Annotated in this window: 20 protein-coding genes and 1 tRNA gene; 11 read left to right on the forward strand and 10 right to left on the reverse strand. The window is 65.8% G+C overall.

Features of this window, described 5'->3' with window-relative positions; genetic code table 11:
* Positions 1-7 precede the first annotated feature (7 nt).
* Positions 8-1,780, reverse strand: a complete 1,773-nt coding sequence (locus tag G7078_RS03425; RefSeq protein WP_166093015.1) for a PHA/PHB synthase family protein — start codon at positions 1,778-1,780, stop codon at positions 8-10.
* Between the two features lie 92 nt (positions 1,781-1,872).
* Between G7078_RS03425 and G7078_RS03430 the strand changes: the two genes are divergently transcribed.
* The 7 genes from G7078_RS03430 (at position 1,873) to G7078_RS03460 (ending at position 7,962) form a co-directional block, all read left to right on the forward strand.
* Positions 1,873-2,493 (forward strand): trimeric intracellular cation channel family protein, encoded by a 621-nt coding sequence (locus G7078_RS03430; protein ID WP_166093017.1) that lies wholly within the window; start codon positions 1,873-1,875, stop codon positions 2,491-2,493.
* A gap of 9 nt (positions 2,494-2,502) precedes the next feature.
* Positions 2,503-2,985, forward strand: coding sequence for a DUF2721 domain-containing protein (locus tag G7078_RS03435; protein WP_166093019.1), 483 nt, complete (start codon positions 2,503-2,505; stop codon positions 2,983-2,985).
* 63 nt (positions 2,986-3,048) lie between these two features.
* Positions 3,049-4,041 carry a class II fructose-bisphosphatase gene (glpX, locus tag G7078_RS03440; protein WP_166093022.1) on the forward strand — a complete coding sequence of 331 codons (993 nt, stop codon included), beginning with the start codon at positions 3,049-3,051 and terminating at the stop codon, positions 4,039-4,041.
* Between the two features lie 32 nt (positions 4,042-4,073).
* Positions 4,074-4,577, forward strand: a complete 504-nt coding sequence (locus tag G7078_RS03445) for a PH domain-containing protein (RefSeq protein ID WP_246166451.1) — start codon at positions 4,074-4,076, stop codon at positions 4,575-4,577.
* Complete coding sequence (locus G7078_RS03450) at positions 4,555-6,099, forward strand: PH domain-containing protein (protein ID WP_166093024.1); 1,545 nt, start codon at positions 4,555-4,557, stop codon at positions 6,097-6,099. Before G7078_RS03445 ends, G7078_RS03450 begins: the two co-directional genes overlap by 23 nt.
* Complete coding sequence (gene recJ, locus G7078_RS03455; RefSeq protein WP_166093026.1) at positions 6,096-7,847, forward strand: single-stranded-DNA-specific exonuclease RecJ; 1,752 nt, start codon at positions 6,096-6,098, stop codon at positions 7,845-7,847. The genes G7078_RS03450 and recJ overlap by 4 nt, the downstream gene beginning before the upstream one ends.
* A gap of 40 nt (positions 7,848-7,887) precedes the next feature.
* Positions 7,888-7,962: transfer RNA gene (locus tag G7078_RS03460), tRNA-Glu, on the forward strand.
* 49 nt (positions 7,963-8,011) lie between these two features.
* Here the strand turns inward: G7078_RS03460 and G7078_RS03465 are convergent.
* Complete coding sequence (locus G7078_RS03465; protein WP_166093028.1) at positions 8,012-9,106, reverse strand: fatty acid desaturase family protein; 1,095 nt, start codon at positions 9,104-9,106, stop codon at positions 8,012-8,014.
* Positions 9,107-9,208: 102 nt separating this feature from the next.
* On the opposite strand from G7078_RS03465, the gene G7078_RS03470 reads away from it, so the two are divergent.
* Complete coding sequence (locus G7078_RS03470; RefSeq protein ID WP_166093030.1) at positions 9,209-10,351, forward strand: N-acetyltransferase; 1,143 nt, start codon at positions 9,209-9,211, stop codon at positions 10,349-10,351.
* Between the two features lie 21 nt (positions 10,352-10,372).
* Here the strand turns inward: G7078_RS03470 and G7078_RS03475 are convergent, their stop codons facing one another.
* The 4 genes from G7078_RS03475 to G7078_RS03490 all read right to left on the reverse strand — a co-directional run bounded on the left by G7078_RS03475 (position 10,373) and on the right by G7078_RS03490 (position 13,246).
* Entirely contained in the window at positions 10,373-11,092 is a 720-nt protein-coding gene (locus G7078_RS03475) for a sterol desaturase family protein (RefSeq protein WP_166093032.1), read from the reverse strand.
* A gap of 91 nt (positions 11,093-11,183) precedes the next feature.
* Positions 11,184-11,957, reverse strand: a complete 774-nt coding sequence (gene xth / locus G7078_RS03480; RefSeq protein ID WP_166093034.1) for an exodeoxyribonuclease III — start codon at positions 11,955-11,957, stop codon at positions 11,184-11,186.
* Positions 11,958-11,981: 24 nt separating this feature from the next.
* On the reverse strand, positions 11,982-12,314 hold the full coding sequence (gene erpA, locus G7078_RS03485) for an iron-sulfur cluster insertion protein ErpA (RefSeq protein ID WP_166093036.1): 333 nt from the start codon (positions 12,312-12,314) through the stop codon (positions 11,982-11,984).
* A 44-nt stretch (positions 12,315-12,358) separates the two neighbouring features.
* Positions 12,359-13,246 (reverse strand): M23 family metallopeptidase, encoded by an 888-nt coding sequence (locus G7078_RS03490; protein ID WP_246166454.1) that lies wholly within the window; start codon positions 13,244-13,246, stop codon positions 12,359-12,361.
* A 422-nt stretch (positions 13,247-13,668) separates the two neighbouring features.
* Between G7078_RS03490 and G7078_RS03495 the strand changes: the two genes are divergently transcribed.
* The 3 genes from G7078_RS03495 (at position 13,669) to G7078_RS03505 (ending at position 17,745) form a co-directional block, all read left to right on the forward strand.
* Complete coding sequence (locus G7078_RS03495; RefSeq protein ID WP_246166455.1) at positions 13,669-14,805, forward strand: phosphoserine transaminase; 1,137 nt, start codon at positions 13,669-13,671, stop codon at positions 14,803-14,805.
* Entirely contained in the window at positions 14,802-16,382 is a 1,581-nt protein-coding gene (gene serA, locus G7078_RS03500) for a phosphoglycerate dehydrogenase (RefSeq protein ID WP_166093043.1), read from the forward strand. The genes G7078_RS03495 and serA overlap by 4 nt, the downstream gene beginning before the upstream one ends.
* 73 nt (positions 16,383-16,455) lie before the next feature.
* The gene (locus G7078_RS03505; protein WP_166096092.1) at positions 16,456-17,745 is read left to right on the forward strand and encodes an adenylosuccinate synthase; all 1,290 of its coding nucleotides are present in this window, start codon (positions 16,456-16,458) and stop codon (positions 17,743-17,745) included.
* Positions 17,746-17,916: 171 nt separating this feature from the next.
* Here G7078_RS03505 and G7078_RS03510 read toward each other — a convergent pair whose 3' ends face one another.
* The 4 genes from G7078_RS03510 to G7078_RS03525 all read right to left on the reverse strand — a co-directional run bounded on the left by G7078_RS03510 (position 17,917) and on the right by G7078_RS03525 (position 22,125).
* On the reverse strand, positions 17,917-18,876 hold the full coding sequence (locus G7078_RS03510) for a phosphatase PAP2 family protein (RefSeq protein ID WP_246166519.1): 960 nt from the start codon (positions 18,874-18,876) through the stop codon (positions 17,917-17,919).
* Between the two features lie 455 nt (positions 18,877-19,331).
* Entirely contained in the window at positions 19,332-20,135 is an 804-nt protein-coding gene (gene fabI / locus G7078_RS03515; protein WP_166093048.1) for an enoyl-ACP reductase FabI, read from the reverse strand.
* Positions 20,132-21,175: a YihY/virulence factor BrkB family protein gene (locus G7078_RS03520; RefSeq protein ID WP_246166457.1), complete on the reverse strand. Its 1,044-nt coding sequence runs from the start codon at positions 21,173-21,175 to the stop codon at positions 20,132-20,134. Before G7078_RS03520 ends, fabI begins: the two co-directional genes overlap by 4 nt.
* A complete protein-coding gene (locus G7078_RS03525) occupies positions 21,175-22,125 on the reverse strand; it encodes a DnaJ C-terminal domain-containing protein (protein ID WP_166093052.1) in 951 nt (316 codons plus the stop codon). The genes G7078_RS03520 and G7078_RS03525 overlap by 1 nt, the downstream gene beginning before the upstream one ends.
* Positions 22,126-22,142 lie beyond the last annotated feature (17 nt).

The raw sequence follows: 22,142 nt of genomic DNA on the forward strand, positions 1-22,142 counted from the left end.
TCGGCCCTCACCGGGAGCGGACGTAGCGGCCCGGAGCGTCCTCGATCGCTTTCAGCTTGCCCTTGCCCGGAATCCGCGCGCCGGTTGCCGCGACCGTCTTCGGGTCCTGCTTTTGCAGCCATTGCCGCCAATCGGGCCACCAGCTTCCCTTATGCTCGGTGGCACCTTCGATGAAGCTTTCGAGCGTCCCGCACGGCCGGTCGTTGGTCCAATATTGGTATTTTTGCGCGGACGGCGGGTTGACCACGCCGGCGATGTGGCCGGACCCGGCCAGCACGAAGCGCTTCTCGCCGCTGAAATAGTCCATCACTTTCCACACGCTTTCCGGCGGGGCGATATGGTCTTCGCGGCCAGCCTGGATGTAGCAGGGGGTCTTCACGTTCGTGATGTCGATGTCGACTCCGGCGACCTTGATCCCGCCTTTCTCGATCATCCGGTTGGCCTTGTAGAAGCTCTCCAGATAATCGCGGTGCCACCCGCCCGGCAGGTTGGTCGTGTCGCTGTTCCACTGCAGCAGGTCGAACGGCGGCGGCTCCTCACCCAGCAGATAATTGTTGACGACGTAATTCCAGATCAGGTCGCGCCCGCGCAGCAGGTTGAAGGTCGCGGCCATGTAGCGGCCGTCGAGATAGCCTTTCTCGGCGGTCAGCTGCTCGAGCAACGCCATCGTGTCGGCGCCGGTGAACAGCTTGAGGTCGCCGGCCTCGCTGAAATCCACCTGCGCGGTGAAGAAGGTGGCCGACTTGACCTTGGCCGACTGCCCGGCGGTTTCGAGGTAGGAGAGGGTCGCGGCCAGCGTCGTGCCCGCAACGCAATAGCCGATGGCGTGCACGCCTTCGACATCGAGCAGGTCGCGAATGGTGTCGATCGCATCGACCTGGCCGCCCAGCACATAGTCGTCGAGCGTTGCATCGGCGATGCTTTCGTCGGCCGACTTCCAGCTGACCATGAACGTGGTGATGCCCTGGTCTACGCACCATTTGACGAAGCTTTTTTCGGGCGTGAGGTCGAGGATGTAGAAGCGGTTGATCCATGGCGGGAAGATGACCAGCGGCGTTTCCAGAACCTGCTCGGTCGTCGGGGAATATTGGATCAGCTGGTAAAGCGGGGTTTCGTGGACGACCTTGCCCGGCGTCATCGCCAAATTCTTGCCCAGTTCGAACGCCCCGCCCCTGCTTTGCGTCACCTGGCCCGCGGCGACGTCCTTGAGCATGTTGGCGAGGCCGTTGAGCAAATTCTCACCCCGGCTCTCGATGGTCTTTTTCAGGACTTGCGGGTTGGTCAGCGCGAAGTTCGACGGGCTCATCGCGTCGACGAAGCTTTGCGTCGCGAACTTCATCCGCTGGCGGGTTTCGGGATCGAGCCCCTCGATTTGCTCGACACTGCCAAGCATTCGGTCGGCAAGCGCAAGGTAGGTCTGGCGGATCTGGTCGAATAGCGGGTTGTCCCGCCATTCCGGGGCGGTGAAGCGCCGGTCCTTCCGCGCGCCTTCGGCCGGCTGCAGGCCAACCATCTGGCCCCATGCCTCAAGGCCCTTGGCCCAGGCTTCGGCGCCGGCGTTCATCAGCGCCATCGGGTCCGCCTGGCCTTGGGCCGCGCCGAAACCGAACGCGGGCGGGAAGGCGCCCCATGCGGGCGCGGTGGGCGCATCGCCCGGTTGCGCCTGCTTCAGCCCTTCGGCCCACGCGTCCATCAGCATCTGCTGGGCGCGGCCCATCACCAGCGTCCAATGCTGCCAGTCTTCCAGGGTCGGGTTCGCGCGATCGGTCTTGTCGGTCATTCGCGCTCCATAACCGTCATTGCGGGCAGAACGAAGCGATCCATTGGCGCAACCGGATTGCTTCGTCGCTCCGCTCCTCGCAATGACGGGCAATGGACGAGGCGAATGCCATTCCCGCAGCGCTGGTGCTGCTCGATTACTTTGGAATCGCGGTGTTCGCGGTGTCCGGCGCCCTGGTCGCTGCCGAAAAGCGCCAGACGCTCGTTACCTTCATCTTCTTCGCGGTGGCGACCGGCGTCGGCGGCGGCACCATCCGCGACCTGCTGATCGGCGCGCCGGTATTTTGGGTCCACACCAACGCGACGTTGATCATCTGCATCGCCGCAGCGCTTCTCGTTTGGCTTGTCAGCGGACGGCGGCTCACCGGCAAGGCGTTGCTCTGGTTCGATGCGGCGGGCCTTGCCGCTTATTCCACCTACGGCGCGGCGAAGGCGCTCGGCTTCGGCGTGGCGCCGGTGCCCGCCTTTGCGATGGGCGTGCTGACCGCATGTGCGGGCGGGATCATCAGGGACCTGCTGGCCGGGGAGCCGTCGGTGCTGATGCGGCCCGAACTTTACGTGACCGCAGCAGCAATGTCGGCCGGCTTGTTCGTTGCGCTGACCGTCGTCGGCCTCGGCGGCTCGGTCGCGGCGCTGACCGCCGCCGCCGCCGGGTTCGCGCTTCGCGGCTTTGCCATCTCGCGCGGCTGGTCGCTGCCTGCCTATCGTGATTAAAGGGCGACCATGATCCCGCTCCCGACCTCCGAAACCGCCGTCAGCGAAGTCGCCGAGATCATCCAGTCGGTGCTGGCCCCGGTTTTCCTGCTGGCCGGCATTGGCGCCTTCCTAAACGTCTGCACGGGGCGGCTGTCGCGAATCGTCGATCGCACCCGCGACGTAGAGCCGCGCTTGCTCGCCAGCCGGGGGACCGAGCACGACCGGCTGCTCGACGAACTGGGCGTGCTCGACCGGCGGATCGTCCTGGTCACACGGGCGATCTGGCTGGCGGTGCTTGCCGCGGTGCTAATCTGCGTCGTGGTCGTCCTGCTGTTCGCCGGCACGCTGATCAGCGGGCATTTCGGCACCGCCATCGCAATGATCTTCATCGTCTGCATGGTCGCGCTCGGACTGGCGTTCGCGGTGTTCCTCGTCGAAACGCGGCTCGGCGCCCGCGCCGTGCGCGTCCGCAACGCCCTTCTCGAGCATGAGGCCGAGGAGCAGTCCTAGGCTGCTCGACAGCGCGCCGGGACGCCCCTATCCCGCCTCGCACAAACAGGAGTTCTTGCCCGCATGCCTGCCGTCGAAAGTTCGTCAACGCTGGACCGCGTACTGGTCCTGGAAATGGTCCGAGTCACCGAAGCGGCGGCAATCGCCGCTTCGAAGTGGGTCGGGCGGGGCGACAACGATGCGGCCGACGATGCCGCGGTCGAGGCGATGCGTACCGAGCTCAACAAGCTGCCGATGGACGGGACGGTCGTCATCGGCGAGGGCGAGCGCGACGAAGCGCCGATGCTTTATATCGGCGAAAAGGTCGGCTCGGCGCAGGGCAGCGGCCCGAAGATCGACATCGCCCTCGACCCGTTGGAAGGCACGACGCTGACCGCGACCGCGGGGCCGAATGCTCTTGCGGTGCTGGCGATCGCGGAAAGCGGCTGCCTGCTCAACGCGCCCGACACCTACATGCAGAAGATCGCGATTGGCCCGGGCTACGACGAAGGGACCATCGACCTCAACCGCTCGCCGGCGGACAACGTCCGCGCGCTGGCGCAAGCGAAGGGCGTCGAGCCGAGCGAAATCATCGCCTGCGTGCTCGACCGGCCGCGCCACCAGCAGATCATCGACGAGCTGCGCGGCCTGGGTTGCGGAATCACCCTCATTCCCGACGGCGACGTTGCCGGGGTGATTGCGACCGCAGACCCCGATACCGGCATCGACATCTACATGGGCTCGGGCGGCGCTCCGGAAGGCGTGCTGGCCGCTGCGGCGCTGCGCTGCGTCGGCGGACAGATCCAGGGCAAATTGCTGTTTCGCAACGACGACGAGGTCGCCCGCGCCCGCCGCTGGGGCATCGACGACCTCGACCGCGTCTATTCGATCCAGGACTTGGCGAAGGGCGACTGCATCTTCGCCGCGACCGGGGTCACCGACGGATCGCTGCTCAAGGGCGTCCACCGGCGCAAGGGCTGCTTCACGACCGAAAGCATCGTCATGCGGGCAAGCTCCGGAACCGTGCGCCGGGTCGCCACCGAACATTATAAGCTTGGCAGCCTGCGCTCGCTCTAGACCCGGCCATAGTCGCGGCTAAGGTCAGCGCGGTGGGGGATTCCGAACCTGAACAGGGCGCTCTGGCGCCGGATGCGCTGCAGCCGGTAGAGCCGGGGTATCGCAACGTCCTTCGTGCCCGCGCTGCGGTCCGTTGGCTGGTCTTGACCGTCCTTGCGGTGGCGCTCGACCGGCTGTTGCTCAAGGAAACAGGTGCGTACGGGATCCTCAGCGTGCTCGTGCCGCTGTCCGGCACCCTGTTCGTGCTGGTAAGCCCGCCGCGAGCCTTCCGCCGGCTCGGCTATGCGCTCGACGAGACCTTGCTTCGCGTTGCGCGTGGCTGGCTCTTCCACACCGACACGGTGGTGCCGCTGGTCAGGGTCCAGCATCTGGACGTGACCCGCGGGCCGCTGGACAAGGCGTTCGGGACCGCTTCGCTGGTCGTCCACACTGCTGGCACGCATAACAGCATCGTCACCCTGCCCGGGCTTTCGCCCGACCGCGCGGCCGAGATCCGCGACATCATCCGCGAGCATGTCCGAACCGATTTCGCCTGATATCGGGCCGGTCGAGCGGCTGCATCCGTTCTTCCTGCTGGCCGGGCTTGGCGGAAGCCTGCGCCAGGTCGCGGGCGCCTACGCGCTGCTCGGTTACCTCGTCATTGCCGGGCGCTTCGGCACTGCCATCCTGCTCGCGCTGGCGCTGCTGGTGATGGGCGTCGTCGGCGGCATCATCTACTGGCGCCGGTTCCAGTTTCGGGTCGGCGCCAATGAAATCCGGATCAACAGCGGCATCTTCAGCCGCACCCAACGGTCGATCCCGTTCGACCGGGTCCAGGACGTCGATATCACGCAGGGCTTTTTCGCCCGCTTGCTCGGCATTGCCGCGGTCCGGTTCGAAACGGGAGGCGCGTCGGGCGGCAAGGCGGACGAGGGCGTGCTCCACGCTATCCCGCTGGCGCGCGCCGAGGCGATCCGGCTGCTGGTGCGCGGCCGGCCGCACCCCGTCGAACAGGGCGCCACGGTGCCCGCCGAGGCGGAGCGGTTGCCGGTTTATCGAATGGATTCCGCCCGCCTGGCGCTGTCCGGCCTGTTCAACTTCTCGCTTGCGATCTTCGCCGGCCTGGTCGGATTGACCCAGACGGCCGGCGACGTGCTCGGCTTCGATCCGCTCAGCAAGGCGTTCTGGGACAGCGTGCTGGCGCGCGGCAGCGGGCTTGGCGAAGCGCTGTCGACCCACCGCGTCGCGGCGATCGGCGCCGGACTGGTCGTGCTCCTGATCGCCGGCGTTGCGACGGGCGTGATCCGCACCGTGCTGCGGGACTTCGGCTTCACGCTGGAGCGGACCGAAACCAGCTTTCGCCGCCGGCGCGGCCTCCTGACCAGGACGGACGTGAGCATACCGTTGCGACGAGTCCAGGCCGCGATCGTCGGTACCGGGCCGGTGCGCAGCCTGTTCGGCTGGCGCGAGCTCAAGTTGCAGAACCTGGCGCAGGATGAGGGGGCGGGCGACCATTCGGTCGCGCCCCTGGCGAGCGAGGCGGAAGTGGGCCGGATATTGGCCGGGCTGGGGTGGTCGCCATTGCCGTCGCAGGCGACCTGGAAGCGGGTGTCGTTGGCCTACGTGTGGACGTCCGCGATAGCGCTGTTGCCGCCGCTAATGCTGTGCACGGCGTTGATCGCACTGTTCAGCCTGGCGCCGCTGATGATGGACGGGGTCACCCGCGCGCTGGTGCAGCGCGAGTTCCAGTCGATGCTGATCGCGCTGGTCGCCATTTTCGGGGGGCTGCTTCTGATGATCGTCCTGCGCGCCTTCGCCTGGGCCCGCACGGGATATTTGCTGGACGATGACCGCCTGTTGGTCCGGACCGGCTGGTGGCGGCGGCGGCTCCGAATCCTGCCGCTCGACAAGATCCAGAGCATCGACGTCAGCGACGGCCTGGTCCGGCGCTGGTTCGGCGTTGCCGACATGGCCTTGGGGGTCGCGGGCGGGCAGGGCTTTTCCGCCCACACCATTCCCGCACTGCCGCGGGAAGATGCGCGCAAGTTGCGGGAACAACTGCTATTCCGGGCCCGATGACCTTCGCACTGAACATCGAAAAGTCCGTGTCGGGGCAAGCCTGGCGTTGGCGGCGGGCCAGCGATGGCGAGACCGCGATGGAGCAATTGGTCGACGAGTTGCTGCTCGCCCGCGGGGTGGCCAGCGAGGACCTCGCCCGGCATCGCGACCCGCGCATTCGCGATTTCCTGCCCGACCCGTCGGCCTTCCGCGACATGGACAAGGGCGCTCGCCGGGTCGCGGATGCGATCACGGCCGGCGAGACGGTTGCCATTTTCGGTGACTACGATGTCGATGGGGCAACCAGCGCTGCGCTCCTGACCTTGCTGTTCAGAAGGCTCGGGATCGAGCCGATGGTCTACATCCCCGACCGGCTGATGGAGGGCTACGGCCCGTCCGGCACGGCTTTGTGCGAGCTCAAGGCCCGCGGCGCGACCCTGGCGGTGACCGTCGACTGCGGCGCGCAGGCGTTCGAGGCGCTGGAAGCGGCCAAGGCAGCGCAACTGGACGTGATCGTCGTCGACCATCACCAATGCGCGACCCTGCTGCCGGTCGCTCACGCCGTCATCAACCCAAACCGCTTGGACGAGGACGAAATCGGCGCCGCGCACGGCCATCTGGCGGCGGTCGGGATGGCGTTCCTGCTTGGTGTCGCGGTGGTGCGCGAGTTGCGCGCACGCGGCTATTTCGCCGAGCGCGAGGAGCCGAAGCTGATCGACCTGCTCGACCTCGTCGCGCTTGGGACGGTCGCGGACGTGGCCAAGCTGCGCGGGCTCAACCGCGCCTTCGTCACCCAAGGGCTCAAGGTCATGGGCGGCCGGCAAAACGTCGGGCTCGCGGCGCTCGCCGAAGCGGCGCGGCTGGTCAAGGCGCCCTCATGCCGGGACCTGGGCTTCGCGCTTGGCCCCAGGATCAACGCCGGCGGCCGCGTCGGCAAATCCGACCTTGGCGTGCGCCTGCTGACCACAGCCGATCCCGAAGAAGCCCGGCAGATCGCCGGCGAGCTCGACCGCCTCAACGAGGAACGTCGGGCGATCGAGTTCCAGGTCTGCGAGGAAGCGGAGCTAAAGGCCAGGGATCAAGGCGACGCCCCGGTGATCACGGTCATGGGCGCCGGATGGCACCCGGGCGTGATCGGGATCGTCGCCGGCCGGCTCAAGGAGCGGTTCGGAAGGCCCGCAATCGTTATTGCGGAGGGCGAGGACGGCACCGGCAAGGGCTCCGGCCGGTCGATCTCCGGCGTGGACCTTGGCGCAGCGGTGCTGGCCGCAAAGGACAGCGGGTTGCTGGTCGCCGGCGGGGGGCACGCCATGGCGGCTGGGCTGACCTTACCGGCAGGCGGCCTGGAGGCATTTCGCTCCTTCATCAACGAACGGCTGGCGGGCGACATCGAAAGCGCGATCGGATCGCGGGCGTTGCTGCTCGACACCTTGCTTGCGCCGGGCGGGATCGTGGGCGAACTGTGCGACGCGCTCGACGCCGGCGGCCCGTACGGGGCGGGTTGGCCCTCGCCGCGCGTGGCCGCGGGACCGTGCCGGCTTTTGAACACGGGCATTGTCGGCGACGGCCATGTCCGTGGGCTGGCCTGCGGCGACGATGGTAAGACGTTCAAGTGGATCGCCTTTCGCAGCGGCACGACCGCGCTTGGCCAGGCGCTGCTCGCTTCGGCGCCCGATACGCGCTGGTGGCTGGCCGGAAGCATCAAGCGCGACGAGTGGAACGGCGGCAATGCGGCCGAGATGCATGTCGATGACGCCGCTGCTGCTTGACCCTTGGGAGCGGCTCGCCTAACCGGCTCCCCGCCTTACCGGCCCCTTCGTCTAGCGGTTAGGACGCGGCCCTTTCACGGCTGAAACACGGGTTCGATTCCCGTAGGGGTCACCAAGGCGCAGGATGTCCGGCGCACATTTCCGGATATTGGTGACAGGCCTTTTCAGGCGCCGCGGCGGAAACTGCTTGCGGCCAGCCGGCGAACCAGCGGCGACAGGCCGCGGTGACTTGCCACATGATAGCTCGACCCGCCGTCAAGGTGCTTGCACAAGCGCCGATGCGCCTCGCCCAGCGCGTGGTAGGGCAAGCCTGGAAGCAGATGGTGAAGCGCGTGATAACGCAGCCCGACCGGCGCCCACAGCGCCGGAAGCGTGGCCGGCGGCGGCACGTTGACGCTGTCCAGATATTGCGCGGTCACGCTCATCGGCTCGCCGTCATTCTCCCAAAGGTGAGCGACGAGGGTGCGCACCTGGTTCAGGAACATGACGCCCGATGCGATGCCCAGCCCAACGATGAAATCGCGCAGCGGCACCGCGCCGGTGACCGCGATCGCAATCAACGCGATCGCCCAAAGGCTCGCCGCAGTTTCCTGCCAGAGCCACTGGCGGCGGAAGTCGCCTTCGGGCCGCGACCGGCGGAACTGCGGATTGATCTGCAGGCCGGAATAGCGGCCGACCACGAGGGTGCGCAGCCTGGGGCTCAGCAGCGACAGCGGCGCGAGGATCGCGAAGCGCACCAGCATCGCCACTGGAGCAAGCACCGCCGCAACTAGGAAGATCGGCAAGGTCCAGGGCTTCATCAGCGCGAGGGGCAGATATTCCGGGTCGTTGGCCGTCCCGTAATAGCGCTTGGCGTGATGCTGGTTGTGAACCCCTTCGTAGAGGAAGGACGGGACGAGCAAGGGCACGCCGATCAGCAGGTTCCAGGCCAGCCGGAAGCCGGGGACCGCCCCGCTTTTGATGTGGGTGAGCTCGTGAATGAAGCTGCCGGCACGATACAGCGCCAGGACGGCGATGACGGCGCTGGCAAAGGCAAGGCCGGGAGGCGCGAGCATGACCGCCCCGGCGAAGGCCGCATAGCCGACCAGCGCCGATCCGATGAGGTCGGTCCAATAGATCGCCGCGCTCGGCTGGTTGAGCTCGCGCGTCAGGTCTGCCGCCGCCTTCAGCATCGACTTGTCGTCGGCCGGGCGCGCACGCGGCTTCACCGGCGAATCGGTGATGACGCTCTCGCGCCGAATGTCGGTCATGATGGTCATAGGATTGGTCCGGCTTTGCCGATTGCCATGAGATAGTGGCGCGAACGTGGCGCTACAACAGCGCCGCTGGCGCGACCGGGTGCCCGACGCTACGCAATGGCCATGACCAATAGCACGCTGACCATCCGCCCCGTGGAGGGCAAGGCAGACCGCAAGGCCTTCGTCGATTTCGCCTGGGAGGCGTATCGGGGCGACCCGGCCTGGGTGCCGCCGCTGAAGGACGAAGTGCACGGGCTGATCACGCCGGGGAAGAACCCGTGGTTCGAACATGCCAAGGCGCAATTCTGGCTTGCCGAGCGCGGCGGCAAGACGGTCGGCCGGGTCAGCGCGCAGGTGGATGAGCTGGTGCAGGCCCACATGGGGCAGGGCATCGGCAATTTCGGCATGTTCGAAGCGCTCGACGGTGAAGCGGCCGCGGCTTTGATCGCCACTGCCGAGGACTGGCTGCGCCAGCAGGGGATGACCCGGGTCCTGGGGCCGATCAGCCTGTCGATCTGGGATGAGCCGGGGCTTGAGGTGCAGGGCTTCGAAGAAGCGCCGACCGCGATGATGGGCCATCACCGGCCCGAATATCGCGGCTGGATCGAGGCCGCGGGCTACGCCAAGGCCAAGGACCTGCTCACCTACGAAGTCGATATCGCCAACTGGAGCGATCCGAAGATCGATCGGCTGATCCAGGCCGGGGAGCGCAACCCGCGCATTCGCATTCGCACCGTCGACAAGAGCCGCTTCAACGAGGAAGCGCGGCTGATCCTCAACCTGCTCAACGACGCCTGGTCCGACAATTGGGGCTATGTCCCACTGACGGAGGCGGAGATCGCCTATGCCGGCAAGAAGCTGAAGCCGATCATCTACGAAGAGCTGGTGCGCATCGCCGAAGTCGACGGAGAGCCCGTCGCCTTCATGATCACCATTCCCGACATCAACGAACTGATCCGCGACCTTGACGGCAAGCTGTTCCCGTTCGGCTTCATCAAGCTGCTGTGGCGGCTGCGCAAGCCGCGGACAAAGCGGGCGCGGGTGCCGCTGATGGGCGTCGCCAAGAAGCTGCACGGCACCCGGATGGCGACGATGCTGGCCTTCATGCTGATCGAATTCATCCGCCGTGACTGCGTCGGCAAGTTCGGCATCGGCACCGGCGAGTTCGGCTGGATCCTTGAAGACAATAAGGGAATGCTGTCGATCGCGGAGCTACCTGGCGCGTTCGTCAACCACGTCTATCGGATCTACGAAAAGACCCTTTGATCGCCTGGTCCGCGTGACTGGTCAGGAAATTCTTCGGAAGGCGAGCATCTCCGCGACCTGATGCGTCGATCCGTCGTGGAAGCCATTGCGACCCTCCCATGTCCGGGGATTGCGGAAGGTGCCGAAGATCATGTCCGGAAGCGGGATATCGCCGTAATTATAAGCGTGAACTCCGCGTTCGTGATGAATCAGGTGGCTTTCCGGGCGCTGAAGGAAATAGCCGACCCAGTGCGGGGTACGGATATTGGTGTGCTGGAACATTCCCGGCAACGTCGCGACGACCCCGACGATCAGCGCGGCCTCCGCGCTTAAGCCGAATATCCAGACCAGGCAGAGCGACCCTAAAAATGCCCAGCCGACCATGTCGACCGGGTGGAAATAATAGGCGCCCCAGATGTCCGGACGCTCGGCTGAATGATGCATCTGATGCGTGAAGCGCCAAAGCGGATCGATCTGATGCATGGCGCGGTGCCAGAAATAGATGGCGAATTCGAGGATCAGGAACCCAGTCACGATCTGTAGCCAGAGCGGGAGAGCGCTTCCGTCGAACAGCTGGTGGGAGCCGAGAAAGCTATCCCACATGAACGGCGCGTAAGTCGCGATCGCGAAATAGAGAATGAAGGACGCGATCCCCATCGCCCGCCAATAGCGAACTTCCACGAAGGCGGTGCGCTTCCCAATATGATCGGCCACCGCGAAGACGATGAAACAGCCAAGGATGATGTAGAGGAAGGTCGTCATCGGTTCGCCCCCGCAAACTTCCGGGCGAAGATATCAGAGAGCTCGAGCAACTCCAATTGCCGCGGCCATGACGCCGCGCAGGTTGGCTGGGTTAGGCCAGCTCGATCCAGGTCGGGGCGTGATCGGAGGCTTTCTCTTCGCCGCGCGCCCAGCGATCCACTCCGGCGCCGCGCAGACGGTCGGCGGCTTCGGGGGAGCAGAGCAAATGGTCCAGCCGGAAGCCAAGGTCGCGCTGCCAGCAGCCAGCCGTATAATCCCAGAAGGTATAGAGCTTCGGATCCTCGGGGTGGAAAGCGCGCAACGCGTCGGTCCAGCCGCCGTTGGCCAATCGCCGCCACTGATCGCGCGTGGCGGGTTGGGTCACTGCGTCATGGGCGGTGGCGCCGATCGAAAAGACGTCGCGGTCCTCGGGCACGACGTTCCAGTCGCCGGCGAGGACGACCGGGCGTTCCTCGCGCAAGAGCGTATCCGAATGCTCGCGCAGGCGCTCCATCCAGCGGATCTTGTAATCGAACTTCTCGGTCCCGACGGGATTGCCGTTGGGCAGGTAGATCGAAGCGACGATCAGTCCCGCGACCTCCGCCTCGATGTAGCGGCTGTGGGTGTCGTCGGGATCGCCCGGCAGGCCTTCGCGGCGCAGCTGCGGCTGCTCCCCGCGCGCGAGGATGGCAACCCCGTTGAAGCCCTTCTGTCCGTGCCAGACGCCTTGGTAACCGAGCGCTTCGACATCGGCGGTGGGCAGTAATTCGGTCGCGCACTTCAATTCCTGAAGGCAGACGATGTCCGGGCGCTCGCGCTCAAGCCATTCGAGGAAACGCGGCAGTCGGGCGCGAATGCCGTTGAGGTTGTAGGTGGTCAGCTTCATGCCGCCAGCCCTAACGCGTGACGGCTAGACCGAGAAGCTGCTTCCGCAGCCGCAGCCCGAAGCTGCGTTCGGATTGGTGACCTTGAAGGCCGCGCCGCCCAGGTCCTCGACGAAATCAACCGCCGAGCCGCGCACCAGGTCAAGGCTGATCGGGTCGACCAGCAGCTTCACGCCGCCAGTTTCCGCCACCGTATCGTCACGGTCCGGCGCATCGGCGAGACCGAATTTGTAAGTGAAGCCGGCGCATCCGCCGCCGTCGACGGACAAGCGCAGGATCGCGGCCTTGCTCTGGCGCTCGGCAATCGCAGCCACGCGCCTGGCGGCGCTGTCGGTAAGGATGATGTCAGGTTCGGTCACTGGGCCGAGATAGGAAGCTGCCGGCCCGGCAGCAAGCGAGCGCTCTACTTGCGGCCGCCGGTCGGTCCGCCGAGCGCGACCTGGTCCATCGAATGGGTGTTCCCGCCCTTCTTCATCGCCATCAGGTAATCGGTCGACTTCATGAAGGGGATGGGGTTCACCGGGCGGCCGTCGATCCGCACTTCATAGTGCAGGTGGCTGCCCGTCGAGCGGCCGGTCGAGCCCATGCGGCCGATCAGCTGGCCGCGCGTGACCTTCTGACCCGGCTGGATACCGATCGACGAAAGGTGGCCGTAGCGGGTTTCGATGCCGCGGCCGTGATCGATCTTGATGAGGTTGCCGTAACCGCCGCTGTTCCAGCCGGCATTCGTGACGACGCCTTCGGCGGTCGCGTAAATCGGGGTTCCCAGCGGGCCGGACAGGTCGATGCCGGCATGCATTGCGGCGCCGCCCTTGAACGGGTCGGAACGGACGCCGTAGCCGCTGGTAAAGGCAGCCAGCCGAACCGGCTTTTCAGACGGGATGGCAATCGCGCCGTTTTGCAGGCTGTCGAGCTTCTTCCAGCTGCTGAACAGTTGCTTGAAGGTCGGGTCGCCGGCACCGTCGAACGGGCCGCCCTGGCCGCCGGTGGACGGCGTGAAGCCGAGGCGCTTCAGCGCCGCGGGATCGATATCTTCGCTAGCAAGCGCGGCCGCCAGGGCAAGCTGGCGCTCTTCGATCACCTGCACGCGGCGGTCGGTTTCGGCCGCGAGCTTGGCGACTTCTGCGGAATAGCCGGCGGCGGAGACAGCGAGGGGAGCGGCGGGAGCATTGATGATGAGGCGGGCGGCGGAATATCCGGACCAGCCGACGAGCAGGGCGGTCAACGCGAAAAAGAAGGCCTGGACGGGAGCGGAAAGGCGGAAACGGCGCAGCTGGCGACCGTCGTGCATGAAGAAGTCTCGGTCACGAAACCACAGCGACGGTTGAACCAGCGAATGCGACATCAAGTCCCGCTCCAAATTCCAAGCGGCACACGGCGCGAAAGCGGCGCGGCCAACTTACTAATTTTAGGAGCTCCCCAGCCCCGAAGTGCCAGCCACAGGTGCCCACCCGCTTGCTGACCCACGAAGACTGGCCTGGGGTGGTTAATGAATTCAACCGTAAGTTCCCGATTGCGGGATGAACTGCGGTTCGTCTGCGGTGAAACGATTATTCGCTCCTGAAACGGCGCTCGAATCGGATGTTTTGCGGGCTGTCGTCCCGATTCGGCGAACTTCTCACGGGTCGATTGCCTTTCGACGGCTGCGCCCTACACGGGTCGACGGGCCACGCCGTCCCAACGCGGCGCGTGCTCTCTGCGAGGAGAGTTACATTGTCGTCTAAGCCTAAGCTGCGCCCGGCGCGGCCATTCTTTTCTTCCGGGCCGTGCCCGAAGCCGCCCGGCTGGTCGCTGGACCAGATCGATCCGCGGAGCCTTGGCCGGTCCCACCGCTCCACCCTTGGCAAGGCGCGCCTCGAAGAAGCGATCGATCGCACCGCGGCGGTGCTGCGGCTGCCACCGGGTTATCGTCTCGGCATCGTTCCGGCGTCCGACACGGGGGCGATGGAAATGGCGATGTGGTCGCTGCTGGGCAATCGCCCGGTCACCATGCTCGCCTGGGAAAGCTTCGGCGAAGGCTGGGTCACCGATGCGGTCAAGCAGCTCAAGCTCGACGCGCAGATCCGGCGCGCGGACTATGGCCAGCTTCCCGACCTTTCCGGGATCGACCCCGCCAGCGACATCGTCTTCACTTGGAACGGGACCACCAGCGGAGTCCGGGTCCCGAACGCGGACTGGATCGACGGCGACCGCGCCGGACTGACCATCTGCGACGCAACGTCGGGCGCGTTCGCGCAGGCTATCGACTGGCAGAAGATCGATGTCGGCACGTTCAGCTGGCAAAAGGCGCTGGGCGGGGAGGGCGCGCACGGCACGCTCGTCCTGTCCCCGCGCGCAGTTGAGCGGCTGGAGCGCGAACCGGCGCCGCGACCGCTGCCGAAGATCTTCCGGCTGACCAAAGGAGGCAAGCTGATCGACGGCATTTTCCGTGGTGAAACGATCAACACGCCCTCGATGCTGGCGGTCGAGGACTGGCTGCTGGCGCTGGACTGGGCGGAGTCGGTGGGCGGCCTTCCCGGACTGATCGCCCGCGCCGATGCCAACGCGGCCGCGTTGGGGCAGTGGGTGGAGTCAGCCGACTGGATCGAACACCTCGCCGGCGAACCGGCGATCCGGTCCAATACCTCGGTATGCCTCCAATTCACCGATCGCTCCGATCCCGCGGCGAACCAGGCCCGGCAGAAGGCGATGGTGAAGCTGCTCGAGCAGGAGGATGCGGCGTTCGACATCGGGGCCTATCGCGACGCTCCGCGAGGGCTTCGCATCTGGTGCGGGGCGACCGTTGAAACCGCTGACATCGAAGCGCTTGGCCCGTGGCTCGACTGGGCCTGGCAGGAGACACGGCCATGACCCCGCGAGTCCTCATTTCCGACGCGATGGATCCGCGCGCCGCCCAGATCTTTCGCGAACGCGGCATCGCGGTCGACGAGATCACCGGCCAGTCGCCCGATGCGCTGCGTTCGATCATTGGCGATTATGACGGCCTGGCGATCCGATCTTCGACCAAGGTCACGCGCGAGCTGATCGATGCCGCGTCGTCGCTGAAGGTCGTCGGCCGCGCCGGGATCGGCGTCGACAACGTCGATATTCCAGCCGCCACCGCGCGCGGCGTGGTGGTGATGAACACGCCGTTCGGCAATTCGATCACGACGGCCGAGCATGCCATCGCGCTGATCTTCGCGCTCGCCCGCCAGTTGCCGGAAGCAGACGCGTCGACGCAGGCCGGCAAGTGGGAAAAGAACCGCTTCATGGGCGTCGAGGTCACCGGCAAGACGCTCGGCCTGATCGGGGCCGGCAACATCGGGTCGATCGTCGCCAGCCGAGCGCTTGGGCTGCGCATGAAGGTCGTCGCTTACGATCCGTTCCTGACGCCCGAGCGGGCAGTCGAGCTGGGGATCGAAAAGACGGAGCTCGACGAGCTGCTACGCCGCGCCGATTTCATCACCCTGCACACGCCGTTGACCGACCAGACGCGCAACATCCTGAGCCGTGACGCGCTTGCCAAGACCAAGCCGGGCGTGCGCATCGTCAATTGCGCTCGCGGTGGGCTAGTCGACGAAGCGGCGCTGAAGGACGGGCTCGACAGCGGCCACATCGGCGGTGCGGCGCTGGATGTGTTCGAAAACGAGCCCGCCAGGGATTCGCCGCTGTTCGGTACGCCCAACTTCATCTCGACACCGCACCTTGGCGCATCGACCAGCGAAGCGCAGGTCAACGTCGCCATCCAGGTGGCCGAGCAGATGAGCGACTTCCTTCTGCTTGGCGGAGTCACCAACGCGATCAACATGCCTTCCTTGTCGGCGGAGGAGGCGCCGCGGCTGAAGCCCTACATGGCGCTGTCGGAGAAGCTTGGCCGACTGATCGGGCAGATCGTCGGCGACGACGTGCGGGCGATCGCCATCGAGGTCGAAGGCGCGGCCGCGGCGCTCAACCAAAAGCCGATCACCGGGGCGGTTCTGGCCGGGCTGATGGGCACCTATTCCCAATCGGTGAACATGGTGAACGCGCCGGTGCTCGCGCGCGAACGCGGGCTCGACGTGCGCGAGATACGGCATGACCGCGAAGGCGATTACCACACGCTGGTCGCGGTCAGCGTCGCCACTGCGGATGGCGAGAAGCGGGTCGAAGGCACCCTTTTCGGCAACCGGGCGCCGCGGCTGGTCAACATCTTCGGCATTCCGGTGGAGGCGGAACTCAACGGTCAGATGATCTACATCGTCAACACCGACGCGCCCGGCTTCATCGGTGCGCTCGGTACGACGCTGGGCGAAAACGGGATCAACATCGCGACCTTCAACCTGGGCCGGCGCAAGGAAGCGGGCGAGGCGGTGGCGCTGGTCTCGGTCGACGATCCGATCACGCCGGAAGTGGCGCGCCAGCTGCGGCAACTCCCGGGCGTGCTGAAGGTCGTGCCGCTGAGCTTCTGACCCAAGCGCACGCGCGCTGGACGCACGACGGCCTGCCCCTTAGGAGCGCGGTGGCTCACAACAAGGAATGACCGTGGGAAACGTTACCGTCATCGGCGCGCAGTGGGGCGACGAAGGCAAGGGCAAGATCGTCGACTGGCTGTCGAGCCGGGCCGACATGGTCGTCCGCTTCCAGGGCGGTCATAACGCCGGCCACACCCTCGTCGTCGACGGCAGGGTGTACAAGCTGTCGCTGCTGCCCAGCGGCATCGTTCGCGGCAAGCCGTCGATCATCGGCAACGGCGTCGTGCTCGACCCGTGGGCGCTGAAAAGCGAGGTGGAACGCATCGCCGAGCAGGGCGTGACGGTCACCCCGGACAATCTGATGATTGCCGAAACCTGCCCGCTGATCCTGCCGATCCACCGCGACCTCGACGCGCTGCGGGAGGATGCGTCGGGCGCGGGCAAGATCGGCACGACGCGGCGCGGGATCGGTCCCGCTTATGAGGACAAGGTCGGCCGCCGCGCGATCCGCGTGTGCGATCTTGCCCACCTCGGCGAACTCGACCCCTTGCTCGACCGCCTGTGCGCGCACCACGACGCCTTGCGCGCGGGCTTCGGCGAACCTCCGGTCGACCGCCAGCGGCTGCGCAATGACCTGGCCGAGATCGCCGACTTCGTGCTGCCGTTCGCGCGGCCGGTGTGGCGCGACCTCGACAATGCGCTGCAGGCCGGCAAGCGCATCCTGTTCGAAGGCGCGCAGGGCGTGCTGTTGGACGTAGATCACGGCACCTATCCGTTCGTCACCTCGTCCAACACGGTTGCCGGGACCACTGGCGCCGGCAGCGGCACCGGCCCGTCGGCGGCCGGCTTCGTGCTGGGCATTGCCAAGGCCTATACGACCCGCGTCGGATCGGGCCCGTTCCCAACCGAACAGGACAACGATGTCGGCCAGCGCTTGGGCGAGCGGGGCCACGAATTCGGCACCGTCACTGGCCGGCGGCGCCGCTGCGGCTGGTTCGACGCGGTGCTGGTGCGCCAGGCAGTGGCCGTGTCGGGCGTGACCGGCATCGCCCTCACCAAGCTCGACGTGCTCGACGGATTCGAGACCGTACGCGTTTGCACCGGTTACCGCATCGGCGGCGAAAGCTTCGATCATCTACCACCGCACGCCGCCGACCAGGCGCGCGTCGAGCCGGTCTATGAGGACATCCCGGGCTGGTCGGGCTCAACCCGCGGCGCCCGCAGCTGGGCGGACCTGCCGGCCGAGGCAATCAAGTATGTCCGCCGCATCGAAGAACTGATCCGTTGTCCGGTGGCGCTGGTCAGCACCTCGCCCGAGCGCGAGGATACGATTTTGGTGCGGGACCCGTTCGCGGGCTAGCAGCGAACGTCTGCGTTCGACCCATTGCGGACGTTAGGGCAGACTGGCAAAACACGCTCGCCGGATCGCAGTCTGAACGGAGGTTCGACGACGACGAGCTTCAAATTGCTTTTCCCTTACGCATGCGCGCGATGGTGGAGAACCGCGGTGGCGAGCGTCAAGCGGACAGTGTCAGGCGGGGACCGCTGCGAGATGCTGAGCCGGGACGGCTCGGCGCTCAGCCATGCGCGACAATTCGAACCACAAGGCCCAGACCAGCGCGCCTGCAATCAGATCGACGAAATAGTGGCCGCCGAACGGGATGGTTCCGACCAGCATCACCGCGAACCACAAGCCTGCGAGCGGCCTCACCCAGCGGTACTGCCGCCACATCGTCAACACGATCAGCCCCATCACCGTGTGGAATGACGGGAAGGATACGACCGCGCCAAGCGAATCGAGACGGATTGCCTCGACGTCGCCGGCGTAGAACGTATCAAACGTCTGCCAGAAATAGGTTGCCGGACGACCCGGAAATGACTTTAACAGCTCGGCAGACGCCCACACGCCCACGCCCTTTGCCGGGGTTGCGATCGACAGGAGGCAGACCGTGGGCAGGGAACCGGTGAAGCAGAACATCGCGCGCCACAACTCACGCCGGTCACCCACCAGCGTAAGGGCTGCCATGCTGAGGAGCATCAGAAGCGTGGTGTCATTATAGGCCCGGGCGAGCAGGTCGATCAGTCCGGTTGGCAGGCCGGCTAGGAAGCGAAGCACCGCCAGGTCGTCGATGCCGATCGCTTTGTCGAGTTGAAGAAGCGCGGTATCGACCAACTCGAAATGCTGATGCAGGCCAAGCAGACTGATCATCCCACTGAACGACGTGGCCAGCAGCAGCAGCGCAAAGGCGTTGATTCCGTCCCCCAGCAAACGCGCCCGTCCCCGGACGTAGCTCCACCGGCCCACCAGCAGGAAGGTAGCCAAGACGATCAGCAACGCCCAGGATCCGCTCAGGTCCAGTCGCAAGTCGGACACCCCTACCATGAGCAGCGCGATGACCCCAGCAGCCAGAACGAGCGCCAGGCTTGCCATGCGAAAGACGTGGATGGCCTGTGCGTTCGGATCGTCTAACTGTGGCGGCGCGGAGAACATCGGCAATAAGATCCAACTAGAGCAGTCGGATCCTTCTAGCCTCAATTACTTAACGCCTAGTTTGCCAAACCACCTTTGCTCACATTCGAAGCCCTCCCGACCGACGCGCGGTTCGGCGCGACTTCGATCCGCCGAGTGCCTTGCTATCGGATCGCGAAATCGGGCGGCAGCACGCAGCGGCCGTTGTCGTACGTGCCCGTCACCCGGATTCGCTACACCTTTCAAAAGCCGGTATCGGTTCGACAAGGGGCCTCGAACTGGATTTCGTATTCTTTTCGGGCGGAATATCTCGCCGATATATGGAAACTGGTTGCAGCTCGGTTTCGATCAGTTGCCCCCGGAGGCTCGCAACAGGATCGGCGTTGCGATGGAGTACCTGGTCGATAGCTGCGCAGCGCCGTCGGCTACCGGGTTCTGAGGCCGAAGTTTCTCGACCGCCAGCGCCTGATCGCCGGCTAAACCGTCGCGATGTCCGGTGCGTCTTCGGCCTTCATTCCGACGACATTGTATCCCGCGTCGACGTGGTGGATTTCGCCCGTCACGCCTGATGCCAGGTCGCTGAGCAAGTATAGCGCGCCGCCGCCGACGTCTTTGATGGTGACGTTGCGGCGCAGCGGCGAATTATATTCGTTCCACTTCATGATGTAGCGGAAATCGCCGATGCCGCTGGCGGCCAGCGTCTTGATCGGGCCGGCGGAGATTGCGTTCACGCGGACGCCTTCCGGCCCCAGGTCCATCGCCAGATATTTGACGCTGGTTTCGAGTGCGGCCTTGGCCACGCCCATCACGTTGTAATGGGGGATGACCTTCTCCGCGCCATAATAAGTGAGGGTCAGCATCGATCCGCCGGGCTTCATCATGGCGCGCGCGCGCTGGGCGACGGCGATAAAGCTGTAGACGGAGATGTTCATGCTCATCAGGAAGTTGTCGAGGCTGGTGTCGACGAACTTGCCGCGCAGCTCGTTCTTGTCGGAAAAGCCGATCGCATGGACGACGAAGTCGAGGGCGCCCCAGCGTTCCTTGATCGCGTCAAAGGCCTGGTCGAGCGCGGTCATGCTCGACACGTCGCAGTCGACCAGGAAATCGGACCCAAGCTGGTCGGCGAGCGGGCGGACGCGCTTTTCCAGCGCTTCGCCCTGGTACGAAAAAGCGAGTTCCGCGCCTTGGTCCGCCAACGCCTTGGCGATGCCCCATGCCAGCGAACGATCGTTGGCGAGGCCCATGATCAGCCCCCGCTTGCCCTGCATCAGTCCGGTCAAACCTCTTCCCCTCGAAGTTCCACGTTCACATCTTCGCCCGGCTCGGGCTCTTCCACCTCAAGCTCGTCCTTGAACGGGCCGGAATAGACTTCGCCCTTTAGCGCTTTCGGCTCGGATTCTGCCAGCGCCGCGTTGAGCTCGGCGCCGATCACCACGCCAAGCCCGACGACGAAAAAGAAGATCAGGGCGATCATGACGCCGGCCAAGCTTCCATAGGTCAGGCTGTAGCCGCCAAGCAGGCCAAGGACGCGCGGCAGCAGCTCGACCGTCGCCAGCCACCACAAGGTGATGAACAAGGCACCGGGCCATTTGCGGCATCCGTAGCGCCGATAGCGCTTCGGGGTCAGCGCGAAGAACAAGGCGTAGAAGGTGGCGAACAAGGTCACGCCCGGGACGAAGCGGTAGACTCCAAGCGTGGCCGCGAAATCATCTGCAAGCGGAAACCAGCTGGTGATCACATGCTGGATCGAGCTGAGCGCGACCGTCGCGGCAAAGGCGAACATCAGCAGCAGTACCGCCGCCAGAATCAGGAAGATCGACGCCAGACGGTAGCTCCAGAACGGTGCTGAAAACGGGACTCCATAGGCGCGCCGAAGGATGTCGCGGATGGTCTCGATGAAGCTTGCCGCCGTCCACAGGCCGACCACCGCGCCGAACCACAACAGTGGCCCGGTCCGGGCGGTAAGAACCTCGCCAATCGGGTCCCGCAACGTGTCGGCGACGTTGCGCGGCAGGCGCTGCAGTATGTTGACGACCGTCAGAGTAGCATCGTCGCCCTGACCGAGCAGCTGGGCTACGGCGGCGGCAAGGATGATGAACGGGAACAGCGCCAGGATCGACAGATAGGCAAGGTTGCCGGCGTGGATGAAGCCATCGTTATAGACGCCGATGGCGACGCGCTTGAGCACCTCCCAGGCATAATGCTTGGGCTTGAGGCGCCGGACGACATTCGGGCCGAAGGCGGCGCTCGCGCTCGCCAGGCGCTTGCGCCGCTCCTCCGGCGACAGCGGCGAATGGTCCTGGACGGGCGGAAGGGACACTAGACTCCCATCGATGCGCGCGGGTTGCCGCCGCCGCTCCACTGCTCGGCAAAGGCCCGCAGCTCGCTATCGTCGGCCGGCAGGTCGATCCGAAGTTCGACCAACTGGTCGCCGCGCGCGCCGTTCTTCGCGGCGAAGCCCCGCCCCTTGAGGCGCAGGACCTTGCCCGACGAGCTGCCCTTGGGGACGGTCAGCATGACGGGTCCGTCGGGAGTCGGCACCTTGATCTTGCCGCCAAGCACCGCTTCCTTGAGCGTGACCGGCAGCTCCAGGCGAATGTCATTGCCGTCGCGCTTGTAGAATGGGTGCGGGAAAATCGCGATGGTGACGATCCCGTCGCCGCGGCCGGCCGGCCCCTCCTGCCCCTTGCCGGCAAGCCGGATCCGGGTGCCGTCTTCGACGCCGGCAGGAAGCTTGAGGTCGATCGTCTTGCCGTCGGCAAGGGTGATCCGCTGCGGCGCAAGCTTGGCCGCATCGACGAAAGATACGGCCAGGCGATAGCCGATGTCGCCGCCTTTCTGCGGCGGCGCGCGGCGCTGGCGAAAGCCGCCGAACCCGCCGCTCCTGCCTTGGTTGCCGAAAATCCCTTCGAACAGGTCGCTAAGGTCGGCGGTTTCCGCTCCGCCCTGAAAGCCGCCGCCCGGAAAGCCTTCGAATCCCGCGCCGGCGCCGCTCCCGCCACCGCCCGGACGGCCGCCGAAGCCGCCGCCAAACGGCATCTTTGGGTTGCCATCCTCGTCGATCTCGCCGCGGTCGTAGCGGGCGCGCTTGTCCTTGTCGGAAAGCAGGTCGTAGGCGCTGGTGATTTCGCCGAAGCGCTCGGCCGCCTTGGGGTTATCCTTGTTGCGGTCGGGGTGAAGCTGCTTGGCGAGGCTTCGATACGCCTTCTTGATCTCGGCCTCGCTTGCGCCGCGCTTCAAGCCCAGTCGTTGGTACAGGTCCAATGCCATGCGTGTTCCACTCTCTT

This window comes from Sphingomonas sinipercae (assembly GCF_011302055.1).
Taxonomy (GTDB): domain Bacteria; phylum Pseudomonadota; class Alphaproteobacteria; order Sphingomonadales; family Sphingomonadaceae; genus Sphingomicrobium; species Sphingomicrobium sinipercae.

Excerpts from the sequence above, each read along its gene's own strand:
- G7078_RS03425 (WP_166093015.1), bottom strand. The coding sequence starts at position 1,780 with ATGACCGACAAGACCGATCGCGCGAACCCGACCCTGGAAGACTGGCAG.
- G7078_RS03430 (WP_166093017.1), top strand. The coding sequence starts at position 1,873 with ATGGACGAGGCGAATGCCATTCCCGCAGCGCTGGTGCTGCTCGATTAC.
- G7078_RS03475 (WP_166093032.1), bottom strand. The coding sequence starts at position 11,092 with ATGACGACCTTCCTCTACATCATCCTTGGCTGTTTCATCGTCTTCGCG.
- G7078_RS03490 (WP_246166454.1), bottom strand. The coding sequence starts at position 13,246 with ATGCACGACGGTCGCCAGCTGCGCCGTTTCCGCCTTTCCGCTCCCGTC.
- serA (WP_166093043.1), top strand. The coding sequence starts at position 14,802 with ATGACCCCGCGAGTCCTCATTTCCGACGCGATGGATCCGCGCGCCGCC.
- G7078_RS03465 (WP_166093028.1), bottom strand. The coding sequence starts at position 9,106 with ATGACCATCATGACCGACATTCGGCGCGAGAGCGTCATCACCGATTCG.
- G7078_RS03525 (WP_166093052.1), bottom strand. The coding sequence starts at position 22,125 with ATGGCATTGGACCTGTACCAACGACTGGGCTTGAAGCGCGGCGCAAGC.
- recJ (WP_166093026.1), top strand. The coding sequence starts at position 6,096 with ATGACCTTCGCACTGAACATCGAAAAGTCCGTGTCGGGGCAAGCCTGG.
- G7078_RS03510 (WP_246166519.1), bottom strand. The coding sequence starts at position 18,876 with ATGTTCTCCGCGCCGCCACAGTTAGACGATCCGAACGCACAGGCCATC.
- G7078_RS03435 (WP_166093019.1), top strand. The coding sequence starts at position 2,503 with ATGATCCCGCTCCCGACCTCCGAAACCGCCGTCAGCGAAGTCGCCGAG.
- glpX (WP_166093022.1), top strand. The coding sequence starts at position 3,049 with ATGCCTGCCGTCGAAAGTTCGTCAACGCTGGACCGCGTACTGGTCCTG.
- G7078_RS03450 (WP_166093024.1), top strand. The coding sequence starts at position 4,555 with ATGTCCGAACCGATTTCGCCTGATATCGGGCCGGTCGAGCGGCTGCAT.
- xth (WP_166093034.1), bottom strand. The coding sequence starts at position 11,957 with ATGAAGCTGACCACCTACAACCTCAACGGCATTCGCGCCCGACTGCCG.
- G7078_RS03470 (WP_166093030.1), top strand. The coding sequence starts at position 9,209 with ATGACCAATAGCACGCTGACCATCCGCCCCGTGGAGGGCAAGGCAGAC.